This window comes from Bradyrhizobium sp. Kon37, from assembly GCF_055807535.1.
In genome coordinates this window covers 22732-36460 of record NZ_JBVVOY010000006.1, presented here as the reverse complement: position 1 = coordinate 36460, position 13729 = coordinate 22732, and the positions used below count along the sequence as shown (strand labels likewise).

The 13729-nt window shown below is 65.2% G+C and carries 12 protein-coding genes; 1 reads left to right on the top strand and 11 read right to left on the bottom strand.

All coding sequences use genetic code 11. The annotated features are described in order from the left end of the window. The 7 genes from AC0L3J_RS15075 to AC0L3J_RS15045 all read right to left on the bottom strand — a co-directional run bounded on the left by AC0L3J_RS15075 (position 1) and on the right by AC0L3J_RS15045 (position 8804). Positions 1-2085 (bottom strand): hydantoinase/oxoprolinase family protein, encoded by a 2085-nt coding sequence (locus tag AC0L3J_RS15075; RefSeq protein ID WP_473347508.1) that lies wholly within the window; start codon positions 2083-2085, stop codon positions 1-3. Positions 2086-2225: 140 nt separating this feature from the next. Beyond that, entirely contained in the window at positions 2226-3077 is an 852-nt protein-coding gene (locus AC0L3J_RS15070; RefSeq protein ID WP_473347507.1) for an NAD-dependent protein deacetylase, read from the bottom strand. A 37-nt stretch (positions 3078-3114) separates the two neighbouring features. Further along, entirely contained in the window at positions 3115-4245 is a 1131-nt protein-coding gene (locus tag AC0L3J_RS15065; protein ID WP_473347506.1) for a helix-turn-helix transcriptional regulator, read from the bottom strand. Between the two features lie 52 nt (positions 4246-4297). Beyond that, positions 4298-4921, bottom strand: coding sequence for a hypothetical protein (locus AC0L3J_RS15060; protein ID WP_456767997.1), 624 nt, complete (start codon positions 4919-4921; stop codon positions 4298-4300). A 16-nt stretch (positions 4922-4937) separates the two neighbouring features. Continuing rightward, positions 4938-6182 carry a hypothetical protein gene (locus tag AC0L3J_RS15055; RefSeq protein WP_473347505.1) on the bottom strand — a complete coding sequence of 415 codons (1245 nt, stop codon included), beginning with the start codon at positions 6180-6182 and terminating at the stop codon, positions 4938-4940. 392 nt (positions 6183-6574) lie between these two features. After that, positions 6575-7411 carry an SDR family oxidoreductase gene (locus AC0L3J_RS15050; protein ID WP_473347504.1) on the bottom strand — a complete coding sequence of 279 codons (837 nt, stop codon included), beginning with the start codon at positions 7409-7411 and terminating at the stop codon, positions 6575-6577. A gap of 73 nt (positions 7412-7484) precedes the next feature. Then, positions 7485-8804 carry a solute carrier family 23 protein gene (locus AC0L3J_RS15045; protein ID WP_473347503.1) on the bottom strand — a complete coding sequence of 440 codons (1320 nt, stop codon included), beginning with the start codon at positions 8802-8804 and terminating at the stop codon, positions 7485-7487. 125 nt (positions 8805-8929) lie between these two features. Here AC0L3J_RS15045 and AC0L3J_RS15040 point away from each other — a divergent pair, with 125 nt between their 5' ends. Continuing rightward, the gene (locus AC0L3J_RS15040) at positions 8930-10264 is read left to right on the top strand and encodes a dicarboxylate/amino acid:cation symporter (RefSeq protein ID WP_473347502.1); all 1335 of its coding nucleotides are present in this window, start codon (positions 8930-8932) and stop codon (positions 10262-10264) included. Between the two features lie 265 nt (positions 10265-10529). Here AC0L3J_RS15040 and AC0L3J_RS15035 read toward each other — a convergent pair whose 3' ends face one another. The 4 genes from AC0L3J_RS15035 to AC0L3J_RS15020 are packed head-to-tail and all read right to left on the bottom strand — an operon-like array spanning position 10530 to position 13722. Next, on the bottom strand, positions 10530-10877 hold the full coding sequence (locus AC0L3J_RS15035) for a RidA family protein (RefSeq protein WP_007596366.1): 348 nt from the start codon (positions 10875-10877) through the stop codon (positions 10530-10532). A gap of 15 nt (positions 10878-10892) precedes the next feature. Continuing rightward, on the bottom strand, positions 10893-12014 hold the full coding sequence (locus AC0L3J_RS15030; protein WP_473293810.1) for an NAD(P)/FAD-dependent oxidoreductase: 1122 nt from the start codon (positions 12012-12014) through the stop codon (positions 10893-10895). After that, on the bottom strand, positions 12011-13429 hold the full coding sequence (locus tag AC0L3J_RS15025) for an FAD/NAD(P)-dependent oxidoreductase (RefSeq protein WP_473347501.1): 1419 nt from the start codon (positions 13427-13429) through the stop codon (positions 12011-12013). The genes AC0L3J_RS15030 and AC0L3J_RS15025 overlap by 4 nt, the downstream gene beginning before the upstream one ends. Continuing rightward, positions 13426-13722, bottom strand: a complete 297-nt coding sequence (locus AC0L3J_RS15020; RefSeq protein WP_473347500.1) for a (2Fe-2S)-binding protein — start codon at positions 13720-13722, stop codon at positions 13426-13428. The genes AC0L3J_RS15025 and AC0L3J_RS15020 overlap by 4 nt, the downstream gene beginning before the upstream one ends. Positions 13723-13729 lie beyond the last annotated feature (7 nt).

The window sequence follows — 13729 nt, the reverse complement described above, 5'->3', positions numbered from 1 at the left end:
TCAAGCTGCCTTCCGTTCCATGACGATGCTGCCGGCACCGTCGATATGGGCATCAAAACTGTTGGAGACGAAGGTGGACGTTTCGTCCTCCGCGATCACGGCGGGACCTGCAATCGTTGCGCCCGGCGCCATGTCTTCGCGGCGGTAGAGCGGAATCTCGATCACCTCCCCGGCCCGGCCGTCGAAGAACTTGCGGCTGCCGGTCGCCTTCCCGGCCGGCTTGCGCGTAACGGCCGCGACAATAGCCGGATTGCGCGCCTCGGTCGTCGCGAGCACGGACCAGCTCAACACCTCGATTGCCGCACCTGGGATCGATCGTTCGAACATCGCCGCATAATCCGCCTCAAACTTCTGGCGCAGTCCGGCCAGATCGGCCGTCTCCAGCCGCCGGTTCGGCAACTCGATCGAGATCTCATGGCCCTGGCCGACATAGCGCATGAAGGCGGCGCGGCGCTCGCGGACCGGCGCGCCTGCTGCTCCCGTCTCGACCAGCGCACGCGCCTCGGTCACCATCTCCTGGAGCAGGTCGGAAACACCATCGGTGTCGAAATCGTCGAGCCGGACATGACGGCTGCGCACCAGCTCATAGGCGATCGGAGCCGCAAGGAAGCCCACAGCCGAGCCCACCCCGGCATTCGAAGGGACTATCACGCGAGAGACGCCGATCTTCTCGGCGACGCGCGCCGCATGCAGCGGTGCCGCGCCGCCGAAGGCGATCAGCGTGTGCTGACCGACGATCTCGCCGCGCTCGACCGCATGCACGCGCGCCGCACTCGCCATGTTCTCGCACACGACCTCGTGCACGGCATAGGCTGCAGTCTCAGCCGACAGACCCAGCGGCTCGCCCACGGCGCGCAGCAGCGCCTGCTTCGAGAGTTCAGGGTCGAGCTTGATCGTTCCACCCGCGAAATCGTCGGGATCGATCATGCCCAGCGCAACGTCGGCATCCGTCACCGCCGGGCGCAGGCCGCCGCGGCCATAGCAGGCGGGCCCTGGCTCCGACGAGGCACTTTCGGGACCGACCGTGACGCGCTTCATCGCGTCGACATGGGCAATCGAGCCGCCGCCGGCGCCGATCTCGACCATCTCGATCACGGGTATCCGCACCGGCAGACCTGAACCTTTCAGGAAGCGCGCAGCGCGATCGACCTCGAACACGCGCGAGGTCTCGGGCTGGTATTTCTCGATCAGGCAGATCTTTGCCGTGGTGCCGCCCATGTCGAAGGACAGCACCTTGCTCTCGCCGAGACGCGCCGCGATCTGCGCCGCGAAGATGGCGCCGCCGGCAGGACCGGATTCGACGAGGCGCACCGGAAAACGCCGCGCCGTCTCGATCGAGGTGACGCCGCCGCCGGAGGTGACGAGATAGATCGCGCCGCGGTACTGCTCGACCTGCAAGGCATCGGACATGCGAGCGAGATAGCCGTCGATCAGTGGTTGCACATAGGCGTTGGCCACCGCCGTCGATGTGCGCTCATATTCGCGGATCTCCGGGCACACCGCGGAAGATACGGTCACGGAAATGCCGGGCATCTCCTCACTGATGATCGCGGCCGTGCGGCGCTCATGCTCGGGATTGGCGTAGGAGTGCAGGAACGCGACCGCGACGCTCTCGACATTCAGCGCGCGCAATCTTGGCGCGAGCGCGCGCACCGCAGCTTCGTCCAGCGGGAGGCGGACGGCACCGTGGGCGTCGATACGCTCGGGCACGGTGAAGCGCAGGGATCGCGGCGCCAGCGGCTTCGGCTTGTCGATGGAGAGGTCATACTGGTCGTAGCGGCTCTCGGTGCCGATATCGAGCACGTCGCGAAAGCCCTCCGTCGCGATCAGCGCCGTCTTGGCGCCGCGACGCTCGATGATGGCGTTGGTCGCCAGCGTCGTGCCATGAATGAAGACGTCGATGTCGCTGATATGGGCGCGCGCATCGGCGAGAATGAGCCGCATGCCATCGAGCACCGCCTGTTCGGGGCGCTGCGGCGTCGTCAGCAGTTTGCGCGTCTTGCGATCCTGCCCCACGTCCAGCACGATGTCGGTGAACGTGCCACCGATATCGACGGCAAGCCGCACCTCGGCTCCCTCAAGCATTCCAAATTCTCCGTGCTGATCGTCAAGACTGAGGACAAAAGCGCAGCAATTTCCATGCCATGGGTGACAGGAACATGCTGTGTCCAGCTATTCTGCTTGGCACCCATGCAATAGGCAAGGCGTGTTCGCAGCCCGCGCGATCAGAGCAGGAATGCAAGCGCCGCTTCGCAGCGCTCCTCGACCTTCAGCGTAAGGAGATCATCGGCGCGGGTACGTCCGAGATTGACCGCAGCGATCGGGATTTGCCGTTGCGCGGCAGCCTGCACGAAGCGGAAGCCGGAATAGACCATCAGTGACGAGCCGACGATGAGCATGGCGTCGGCCTGCGCCAGATGATCCTGCGCGGTAGCGACCACGTCGCGCGGGACGTTCTCGCCGAAGAACACGACATCGGGCTTGAGGATGCCGCCGCAAGCTTCGCAAGGAGGCACCTTGAACGACGAAAAATCCGCATGCTCCAGGTCCGCATCGCCGTCGGGTGCATCGGCGGCATCGAGCGTCAACCATTCCGCATTGGCGCCGCTGAGCGTCTCCTGGAATTCGCTCCGCGGCGTCTTTTGCCCGCAGCCCATGCAGCGGACCAGATCGAGCCGGCCGTGCAGGTCGATGACCTGGCGGTGCCCGGCGGATTGATGCAGCCGGTCGACGTTCTGGGTCAGCAGCATTCCGCAACGCCCGCTCGCCTCGAGCCGGGCAAGCGCGTGATGCGCATCGTTCGGCTTCGCCTGGCCGAACCGCCGCCAGCCGATCAGGCTGCGCGCCCAATAGCGCCGGCGCGTATGCTCTTCCGACATGAAAGCCTGGAAGTTCACAGGCTGGGTCCGCTTCCAGTTGCCGTGACTGTCGCGATAGTCGGGAATGCCCGAATTGGTGCTGCAGCCGGCACCGGTCAGCACAAACAGATTTTCGTGCCGGCCGACGAAATCCCGGAGCGGATGATTTGCCAGCGGATCATTTGCCAGAGGATTATTTGCCAGAGGACTATTTGCCATGGCGCAGATGTAGTCCGCGCAGGCGGGTTTTGCCAGATCACGACCGTTCGGACCGGTCGAATCCCGCAATCAGCTTCACGAGCTCGCTCTGCCGCGCCGTACCGGTCTTGCGGAAAACGTTGTGGAGGTGTGTCTTGACTGTCGCCTGCGTCAGCCCGAGCAGCTCGGCCAGCGCCTTGACACCGCTCACCTTCATGACGGCGTCGATCAGGCGGACCTCGCTTGCGGTGAGCCTGTAGAGTTTTGCAAGCGCCTCCAGCGGCGGCGGGCTGGCCGGTGAGGCCTTGCGCACGAACACCGCGGCAACCGCGGAATGCAGCGCGCCGGTACGCCGCCGGTCCCCCGAGGTCAACGGCAGCACGTTGGCAAACCAGCGGCCTTGCGAGGTCCCGAGCGGAATCGAACCGCCGCTGTCTGTCGGCGTGTTGCCGTTCTCCGCGGCGACAAGCGCTTCGCGCAACGCGCGCTGCGCGTCGAGGGCAACAGCGAACAACGTTCCGTTTCTTTCCGTGAGCAGCGCGGCCTCGTCCAGCATCGCGCGTCCGGGCGCGTTGGTAAAGGCGAGGCGTCCGTTGGGACCAACCAGAAACACGGCGGCCGTGACGCTGTCGAGCGTCTGGGTCAACACCGCCTGTGTCGCCCTGTTCTGATCGAACAGCCGGCCAATCGAGACCGCGCGCTGGAAGTGCGGCACGATCAGAGCAAACCGGCTGCGGGCGTCGGCGTCGGCGAGACCGTCTTTCTCATGCATCCGGACACTGACGATCGATGAATAGGTTGCGCCCTTCTCCAGATTCGATCCGAGCGCATCGATCATGCCCTGCGGCTTCATCCACTCTTCGTAGAAGCGCGTCGCCACCATCTCCTCGAAGGGGACGAAGTCGGTTGATGCATAGACGAGGCCAGCCTCGCAGAAAGTGGCCGCTGGAAAGCACGGATTCAAGGCGAGATATTTCTCGAGATAGAGCTTTGTGTAGTCCGGCTCCTCATTGAAGAGGTGCAGCACCGCGGTTTGCTCGGTGGCCGCGTCATGCCAGAACAGGGCGCCGGACGACCCGCCAACAAACTGGCAGGCCTGTTCGAGGGCGCGCGACCATAGGGCGGGATCGAGCGCGGCGTCGTAAATCAGGCCGGTCAGGTCTGACAGCAGAGCGGCTTCGGATATCACGGCGGGCTCTCCGACTTGTCGAGCAACAGATTCGGCATCCGCACCTCGTCCCTCATTGAGTCGAGACCGGGGACTGTTTCGCAGGCGCGCCCGGCTTCGGCGGGGCGGATTGCTTCTGTGAGACGACGGCCTTGCCAGGCGCAGCTTCAGGTGCGGCGGGCGCCACCGGTGCGGACTGCCCCACCGACAATGACACGCCGAACACACGCCATTGTCCTTCGACCGGCGCGAACATCAGTTCGAAATTCACCTGAGACGGCACCGACGGAAAAAATCCTGCCATGTGCAGCAGCCCGTTCGGCTCGATCTGCGGCAGCAGCGACAATTGCGGATCGATCACGGCAAGACCGGAGAGATCGAGCTTATCGCCACGCTGCTTGGCAAAGATCTCCGCAAGCTTTGCGGCGGTGTTGACCTGGAAGCCGGGCGCGCCGAGGTCGCGCAGCACGGTGTAGTTCCCGGTCTTGTTGGCGTGGTCGAGCGCGAGCAGCGTCGAGCGGATCAGCATCAGCACACCGTTGCGGTCGATATTGGCGGGCTTGGCCGCCTGCTGCTGCGACGGCGGCGTCTGGTGGGGCTGCGGCGGCGTCTGCTGCGCAGCTGTCGTCACCGCCCCCAGGATCAGAAGACCGGCAATCGGAAGACCAAGGCCCGCGCTCAACCAACGCAGCGTCATGACGAATGGGTTCTTCCTACCACTGGATCGAGACAGCACCACGTCCACCTGCAACGCTGCGCTCGAGCCCGATACCGCCGCCTGCATTGGCGATAATAGCATAGCTCTTGCCGTCATAGAGCAGTGCCGTTGCGCCGACCGCAAACGCGTTGGCGCCCTCGAAATTGCCGTAGCCGGCCGAGAGCGCGAATTTGCGCCCCTGTTGCAGCGCCGGCATCGAGCCGGCCGCGAGCGCGACAGCGGTGCCGCTGCGGGCTTCGAGCCGGTTGTCCATCACCTGCGACTGCAACGAGGTCACCTGCGACTGCAGCGAGGTAATGTTCGCCGGGTTGAAGCTGGACGTTGCCAGATTGCCGGCCGCATCGGTCGTCACGAAGGACACCGGTCCACTCTGTGCCGCAAGGCTCGCCGCCGACGCGACCCCGGCCATGCGATAAGTGTTGCTGGCGGTCCCGATCGCGACCTGGTTGACGGCCGTTGCTGTCGCACCGGAGCCGATGGCGGTAGAGTTCGCAAAGCCTGCCGAGGCGCCGGTGCCGATAGCGACGGCATTCGCGCCGGTGCCGGCGATTGCACCATCGCCGATAGCGATACCACTTGCACCGATGGCGCTGGAACTGTTGCCGGCCGAGAGGGAATTGGTGCCGCTTGCGATGGCCGCGTTGCCCAAGGCAACGGCGTTCGCGGTGCCGGCACTCGCTCCGCTCCCGATAGCCGTCGAAGACACACCCGCGGCAACGCTGCTGATGCCGATCGCGATCGATTTGCTGCCGGTCGAGACGGCACCTACGCCGCCGACGCCATCGCCGCCTCCCATCGCCAGACTATAATTCCCCGTCGAACTGGCAGCAGAAGCTCCCGAAGCACCACCGCCGATCGCAGTGCTGTAGACGCCGCCCGCCGTACTGTTGGCGCCAAAGGCACTCGCGGCCACGCCGGTCGCCTGACTGGTCACGCCGATCGCCGTACTGTTGTCCGCGGTCGCCTGAGCGATTCCGCCGATCGCGATGGCGCTGTGACCGCTCGCATTGCTGAGGACGCCGCTCGCCACGCTGGCGGTGCCGCTCGCCGTGCTTCCGTTACCGATCGCCACGCTGCCACTGCCGCTTGCTGTACTGTTGCCGAACGCGCTGCTGCCACCGCCGCTCGCGTCGCCGCCGCAAGACACGCCGCCCAGCGCTGTGCCAAGAGGGGCGCCTGTCACCGCCTCGCCGCAGACCTGCGCGGCAGCGGGCGCGGAAGCCAACGCCAGCACGAGCATCGAGAGCGCTGCAGATAGAAGGACGCCGACCCCAGGCCTTGGCCGCCTCCGAATTTGAGCGGCAGACGTGCGGGATTTCAGGCGAAACAGCGCCTCAGCAATCACACTAAGCATTTGCGCTCTCAATTCTGAGAAATCGGCCGATCTTGATCGATCGGTTGGCCCATATTTGCGAAGGGACGGATGGGAATGTCCCATCGATCCCGGGTTGGGCGAGGGTGAAGGGAGATGGCGGACCGCACATCAACCGTTCGGTTGAGTTCGTCCGCGCGTGCGGCGCCGACAGCCCGCTTTTTTCCGACTGTTGCTGGATTGCATCGCGAGAAGTCTCGACGATGAGCGTCGGCGCCGCAGGCAGACCGCGAGAACAGCAAGGACGCTCGTGATCTTTGCTAGCTCGCCCAGTTGTCCCGGAACTCGGGAAACAGTGTCAGGCCTCCACAAGCGTAGATGGTTTGCCCGGTGATGTAGCTTGCCTCGTCCGAGGCGAGGAAGGCAAACACGGCGGCGATCTCTTCCGGCGTGCCGACGCGGCCCATGGGAATATGGCTGGTGACCACGCCGCGCTTTTCCGGATCGCCGGTCCAGGCCGCGTTGATCGGGGTGTCGATCGCGCCGGGGCCGACCGCATTGACGCGAATGCCGCGGCCGGCGAATTCCAGCGCCAGCGTACGCGTCAGATTGGCCATGCCGCCTTTGCTGATCGAGTAAGCGAGGTAGCCGGGTTTCGGGATGATCTGGTGCACGCTGGAGCAGTTGATGATGCTGCCGCCTCCGCCGCGCGCGACGAAATGCGCGAGCGCCTTCTGGGCGCAGAACACGGCGCCGTTGAGATTGACGTCGATGATGCGGCGATAGGTGTCGATATCGAGCGCTTCGCTCGGCGATTCCCGCTGGAAGCCGGCATTGTTGACGAGGCAGTCGAGGCGCTTCCAGCGCGCCAGAATCGTCTCGAACATCGCGGCGACCTCTTGCTCATTGCCGACATCGGCCTTGACGATGATGTGATCGAGCCTGCCGTGGCCGCGATCACCCGATGCCGTCCGCGCGAGCGCGAGTGTCTCCTCAGCCCCTTCAGGGTGACCGAAATAGTTGATGGCGACGGTCGCGCCTTCCTGGGCAAGCCGGATGGCGACGGCACGGCCGATGCCTTGGGAGGCGCCGGTCACCAGCGCGTACTGGCCGACAAGACGCGAGTGGAACGAGGTCGAGCGATCGGTTTGTGGCATGGGTTCTCTCCGGGATGCCCTGATCAGCGACGGAACCGGCTTTTTGTTCCATCCCTCAGCGCATCGCTGTGATTCATTCGACGCGGCGCGCGAATGGCGAAGTCAAGATCTGGTACAGGATGATGGCGCCAAAGGTTGCGGTGCCGATCCCGCCGATCGTGAAGGCGCCGAATTTGAGCGTGAGGTCGCCGGCGCCTGCGGTGAGCGCGACCGCCACGGTGATCAGGTTTGCCGGACTTGAGAAGTCGACCTTGTTCTCGACCCAGATCCGGCCGGCCATCGCGGCGATCAATCCGAACAGCACGATCGAGAGCCCACCGATGACAGGACCCGGGATCGACAAGATCAGCGCGCCGAATTTCGGCGAGAAGCCGAGCACGATCGACACCACCGCCGCGAAGGCAAACAGCAAGGTCGAATAGACCTTCGTGGCCGCCATGACGCCGATGTTTTCAGCATAGGTGGTGACGCCGGTGCCGCCGCCGCAGGCGGCCACGATGGTCGCGAGGCTGTCGGCGAGCAAGGCGCGGCCGAGATAGTCATCGAGGCTCCGGCCCGTCATGGCGCCGACGGCCTTGATGTGACCGAGGTTCTCGGCGACGAGAATGATCGCAACCGGCGCGATCAGGACGATCGCATCGGTCTGGAAGGTCGGCGTGGTAAAACTCGGCAGGCCGATCCACGGCGCAGCCGCAAGCGGGGTGAAGTCAATCGGCTTGCCGAAGCCGAGGCCGTTCGCGAACAGCACGTACAAGAGATAACCGCCGATTGCGCCCAGAATGATCGGCAGGCGGCGCCACAAGCCAGGTGCGCCAACGGCAACCACGCCGATGATCAGAACGGTCGCGAGCCCGATTCCCGTGTCGAACGCATTGGCGCTCACGGCCTTGACCGCCACGGGCGCGAGGTTGAGACCGATCGCGGCGACCACGGCGCCGGTGACCGCCGGCGGCAACAGCCTCTCGACCCAGCCAACCCCCGACCACATCACGATCAGCGCGATCACGCCGTAGAGGACGCCGGCCCCGACGATGCCGCCAAGTGCAACCGACAGGTTCGGGTTCGGCCCGTGCCCGGCGTAGCCGGTGGCGGCGATCACGACCGCGATGAACGCGAAGCTCGAGCCGAGATAGCTCGGCACGCGCCCCGCGACGATGACAAAGAAGATCAGCGTGCCGATGCCGGAAAACAGCACCGCAACATTGGGATCGAACCCCATCAGCAACGGCGCGATGATCGTCGAGCCCGACATTGCGACGCAATGCTGGAGACCGGAGACGACGGTCTGGCCGAGCGGCAGCCGCTGCTCCGGCATGATCACGCCGGAGGACTTCAGAGTCCAACGCGGAAAATAGCCTTGCGCTCGCTCATCGGAGCCCGTTGCAATCGGCATGTTCCCCCCAGTTGCGGTGCAGCGACCGATCTTCGTGCGAACAGACAAAAATGTGATTGTCGCTTCTGCGGCGGCCATCACATGATGCAAATCAAACAAGATCAATACGTTCCGGGGCCTATTCTATGACACAGATTGCGATCCAGCCAGCCATCCACCGCCGGCACCAGCCCTGGTACAAGATCCTCTACATTCAGGTGCTGATCGCGATCGCACTCGGGGTGCTCGTCGGCTATTTCTATCCCGATCTCGGCAAGGCCCTGAAGCCGCTCGGTGACGGCTTCATCGCGCTGATCAAGATGATGATCGCGCCGGTGATCTTCTGCACCGTGGTGCACGGCATCTCCTCGATGGGCGACCTCAAGCGCGTCGGCCGGGTCGGGCTGAAGTCGCTGATCTACTTCGAGACGGTCTCGACGGTCGCGCTCGCGGTCGGCCTGCTGGTCGGCGAGGTGCTCCAGCCCGGACACGGCTTCAACATCGATCCCGCCACGATCGACCCGAAATCGGTGGCGACCTACGTCACCAAGGCCAAGGAAGAAGGCATCGTCGCCCATCTGATGGCGATCATCCCCGACAGCTATCTGGGCGCCATCGCACGCGGCGATCTGTTGCAGGTGCTGCTGATCTCGATCCTGTCGGGCTTCGCCATCGCGTTCCTCGGCAAGGCCGGCGAGCCCATTGCGGATGCGATCGACAAGGCCGCAAAGATGTTCTTCGGCATCATCCGCATCATCGTGCGCGTCGCCCCGATCGGGGCGTTCGGCGCGATGGCGTTCACCGTCGGCGCCTATGGCCTCGGTTCGCTGATCAACCTCGCGGCCCTGATCGGCACGTTCTATCTCACCAGCATCCTGTTCGTTGTGGTCGTGCTCGGCGCAATCGCGCGGCTCGCCGGCTTCTCGATCCTGCGCTTCATCGCCTACATCAAGGACGAACTCCTGATCGTGCTCGGCACCTCTTCGTCGGAAACGGTGCTGCCGCAGATGATCCAGAAGATGGAGCATCTCGGCGCCTCGCGATCGGTGGTCGGCCTCGTCATTCCGACCGGTTACAGCTTCAACCTCGACGGCACCAACATCTACATGACGCTGGCGACGCTGTTCCTGGCGCAGGCGACCAATACCCATCTGACCATCTGGCAGGAGCTCGGCATTCTCGGCATCGCCATGATCACCTCGAAGGGCGCCTCGGGGGTGACCGGGGCGGGCTTCATCACGCTCGCGGCAACGCTCTCGATCGTGCCCGACATCCCGATCCAGTCGATCGCGATCCTGGTCGGCATCGACAAGTTCATGAGCGAGTGTCGCGCGCTGACCAATCTGATCGGCAATGGCGTCGCCTGCGTCGTCATCAGCATCTCCGAAGGCGAGCTCGACCGTGATGCGCTGCACGAGACCATGGCCCATCCGCTGGAGATGGGTGAGGCGCTTGAACCGGGCGGCAGCGCCGCATCCTAGGCCGCGCGCAGGTTGGCGGCGTCCGGTTCCAACGCGGTAGTTTCCCGGAGTGGTAAATTGGCGCGGCGCGAGTCACAACAATTGCGTTGGGATCACGGATTGATACTCATGTTTTTCCACCCGACGCGCTGGGGGCAGGGCGTCGGGTTTTTGTTCATCACTGCAAGGGGCGACTCGCCGGGACCGGCGCGCCGTCGACGGCCCGGATTGGCATCATCGTTCCGGCGGCTGGACGCCCCGCTCCAGTCCACATCGGCAGACGCCGCTAGCCCTTGAGCGCGGTGACCACGACCTCGATCAGCGCGCTGCCGCCGAGATCGGCGACACCGACGGTGGCGCGGGTCGGAAGATTGTCGCCGAAGAACTCGGTCCAGACCGCATCCATCTCCTTCTTCTTGGAAAGGTCCGTGACGAAGATCGAGGTGCTCACGACGCGCGACTTGTCGGTGCCCGCTTCCTTCAGATAGCCGGCGATCTTGCCGAGGATGTTGCGGGTCTGCTCGCCCATCGACACGGAGGTGTCGTCGGCGATGGTGCCGCCGATGAAGACGAAGCCGTTGGCTTCGACGGCGCGGTGCATGATGGGCGTGCGGATGCTGCGGGTAATGCTCATGATGTCCTCTTGTTGCTAGAGCGTGGGGGAATAGAAACGGTCGATACCGAGATCGCCGATGCGAGTCTGGGTGCCGCCGTTGACGATCAGCTCCGCCATGACGGCGCCCGCGCCGGGGCCGAGCTGGAAACCGTGCAGCGAGAAGCCGAACTGGTGATAGAGGCCCTTGTGCCGGCTGCTCGGTCCAAACACGGGCAGATCGTCCTTGGTCTTGGCCTCGATGCCGGCCCAGGCCCGCATGATCGTCGCGTCGCGCATAACCGGAAACAGTTCGAACACGGTGCGGGCGCTGGTCGCGAGGCTCTTCCAGTCCAGCACCGTCTCGTTGCGATCCTGATACGGCGTTGCCAGATGGCCGCCGCCGATCAGCACCGTGCCGTTCTTGAATTGCTTGAAGGACAGTTTGCGGCCGCGCAGGATCACGACGGGGTCGATGAAATGCGGCACGCGCGAGGTGATCATCAGCATCGGCGCTACGGTCTCGACCGGAACGGGCTCACCGAGCGCGGCAGCGATGGTCCCGGCCCAGGCGCCGGCGGCATTGACGAGCACCGGCGCGGCAAAGCTCTCGGCGCCGACATCGACGTGCCAGAGACCGTCGGTGTGCCGGATATTCGTGGCGGCAATACCCTCGCGCACGGTCGCGCCGAGTTGTTCGGCCTTGCGCCGGAACGCCGTCGTCGCCTGCGCGGGATTGGCCGCACCGTCGCGGCGCGAGACCACGCCGCCGGGACAGCTCTCGGCGACCGCAGGCACGAGGCGCCGCAGCTCTGCGGCATCGATCAGCTCTTCGTGGGTGAAGCCGAGCGCGTTGAGCTCGGCCACACGTGCGCGGCAGACCGCGAGTTCCTCTTCGTTCTCGGCGACAAGGACCTGGCCATAGCTCTCAAAGCTGCAATCGTCGTCGAGGAGATCGGTGATCTTCTCCCAAATTCCCATCGAGCGGATCGAAAGCGGGATTTCGGGGATGTGCCGCGCAAGCTGGCGCACGCCACCGGCGTTGACGCCGGAGGCGTGGCGGCCAGCATAGTCCTTCTCGATCAGCACCGGTTTCAGGCCGGCGAGACACAGATGCAGCGCAGTCGAGCACCCGTGGATGCCGCCGCCGACGACGATCGCATCCACGTTTTTCGTCATCCGCGCACCACCGCCTTGATGTCGTCTTCGCTCTTCGGAACCGCGGCAAGCTCGGCGAGCGTGATCGGCTTGACCGGCGCGCGCAGCCGGTAATAGCCGATCTCCTGCGGGCTCTTGCCCCGGGCCTGCGCCATCAGCTCGGTGACGGTGAGGCCGCAGAGCCGGCCCTGGCACGGCCCCATGCCGGTGCGGCGATAGGCCTTGAGCTGGTTCGGCCCAGTCGCGCCGATCGCGACGGCGTCGAGAATATCCTTTGCGGTGACCTCCTCACAGCGACAGACGATGGTGTCGCCTGCTGGAATGCGAAACTGCGGCGCCGGACGGAACAGCGTGTCGAGGAAAACGCGACCACGTTCGGCCTTGGCGAGATCGGCGCGGAGGCTCGCCATCGGCGCGAGTTTTGTGGCAGCCGCAGGCGCCAACGCCTCCACGGCCGCGCGCGCCGCGATGCGGCCGCGCACCACGGCTGCGTTCGCGCCGCCGATGCCGGCGCCGTCGCCGGCGATCGCAATGCCGGCGACCGACGAATTGCCGCTGGCATCGAGCACCGGCGACCAGCACAATTGCAGATCATCCCAGCGATGCTCGATTCCGGCCGCCATCGCCAGATTGACGTTGGGCACGACGCCCTGATGCAGCAGCAAGAGATCCGCAAGGACGGTCTCGCGATTGCCGCCGGCGACATAGCTCACGCTCGCGAGCTGGCCGTCGCCGGATGCCGCAAGCTCGCTGACGCCGGAGACGACCTGCACCTTCGCCTTCACCTCGCGCATCATTGACAGGCCCTTGGCGAAATAAGGCGAGGTCAGGAAGGCAAAGGCGTGCGGGAGTGCGGCGAAGTAGTTGCCGCGCGCGGTGGTGTCGAGAATGCGATCGAGGCGGCCGCCGAGACGCAATATCTGCGCGGCGAGCAGCCAGAGCAGCGGCCCCTGCCCCGCGATCACTGTACGGCCATCCGGCACCAGGGCCGATGATTTCAACATCGTCTGCGCCGCGCCCGCGGTCATCACGCCCGGCAGCGTCCAGCCGGGAATCGGAAACGGCCGCTCCAGTGCGCCAGTCGCGAGGATCACGCGCTTGGCCTTGACGAAGGCGGACGCGCCGCCGACCGAGACGGCGATATCGAGGTTGCGGTCGAGGCTCCAGACCGTTGCGCGCTGAATGACCTCGGCGTCGCTCGCGCGCAGCGCCTGCACGAGATCGGCGCCCACCCAATAGTCGGCGCCGAGCTGATCGCGCTCGGTCACCGGCGTCGAGGCGATGGCGCGGAACACCTGGCCGCCCGGGCCGATATTCTCGTCGAGCAGCAGCGTGGACAGACCGGCCTCGGCAGACGTCGCAGCAGCGGCGAGGCCGGCAGGCCCGGCCCCGATCACCACGACGTCATATTCTTCGCGCTTGGGAGCCACAGTCATTTCCCGATCTCCCGCTTGCCCTTCTGAATCTCGACCTGCATGCCTTCAGTGACCGGCACCAGGCAGCCCTGTCGGTTGCCGACACCATCGATGGTGACGAGACAATCGAAGCACACGCCCATCATGCAATAGGGCAAACGCAGCGCCCCGCTGACCGCTGTCGAACGGCGTGCATCGCAGCTCGAGGCCAGCAGCGCCGCGGAGACGGTGTCGCCCTGCCGCGCCGCGACGGCAACGCCGTCGACGAAGATTTGCACCGGCGGCCGTTTGTCCTGCTCGGATCGTTTGAACATCCTGGCT

Coding starts and splice junctions, on each gene's coding strand:
- AC0L3J_RS15075 (WP_473347508.1), bottom strand. CDS start 2,085: ATGCTTGAGGGAGCCGAGGTGCGGCTTGCCGTCGATATCGGTGGCACG.
- AC0L3J_RS15070 (WP_473347507.1), bottom strand. CDS start 3,077: ATGGCAAATAGTCCTCTGGCAAATAATCCTCTGGCAAATGATCCGCTG.
- AC0L3J_RS15060 (WP_456767997.1), bottom strand. CDS start 4,921: ATGACGCTGCGTTGGTTGAGCGCGGGCCTTGGTCTTCCGATTGCCGGT.
- AC0L3J_RS15055 (WP_473347505.1), bottom strand. CDS start 6,182: ATGCTCGTGCTGGCGTTGGCTTCCGCGCCCGCTGCCGCGCAGGTCTGC.
- AC0L3J_RS15050 (WP_473347504.1), bottom strand. CDS start 7,411: ATGCCACAAACCGATCGCTCGACCTCGTTCCACTCGCGTCTTGTCGGC.
- AC0L3J_RS15045 (WP_473347503.1), bottom strand. CDS start 8,804: ATGCCGATTGCAACGGGCTCCGATGAGCGAGCGCAAGGCTATTTTCCG.
- AC0L3J_RS15040 (WP_473347502.1), top strand. CDS start 8,930: ATGACACAGATTGCGATCCAGCCAGCCATCCACCGCCGGCACCAGCCC.
- AC0L3J_RS15035 (WP_007596366.1), bottom strand. CDS start 10,877: ATGAGCATTACCCGCAGCATCCGCACGCCCATCATGCACCGCGCCGTC.
- AC0L3J_RS15030 (WP_473293810.1), bottom strand. CDS start 12,014: ATGACGAAAAACGTGGATGCGATCGTCGTCGGCGGCGGCATCCACGGG.
- AC0L3J_RS15025 (WP_473347501.1), bottom strand. CDS start 13,429: ATGACTGTGGCTCCCAAGCGCGAAGAATATGACGTCGTGGTGATCGGG.
- AC0L3J_RS15020 (WP_473347500.1), bottom strand. CDS start 13,722: ATGTTCAAACGATCCGAGCAGGACAAACGGCCGCCGGTGCAAATCTTC.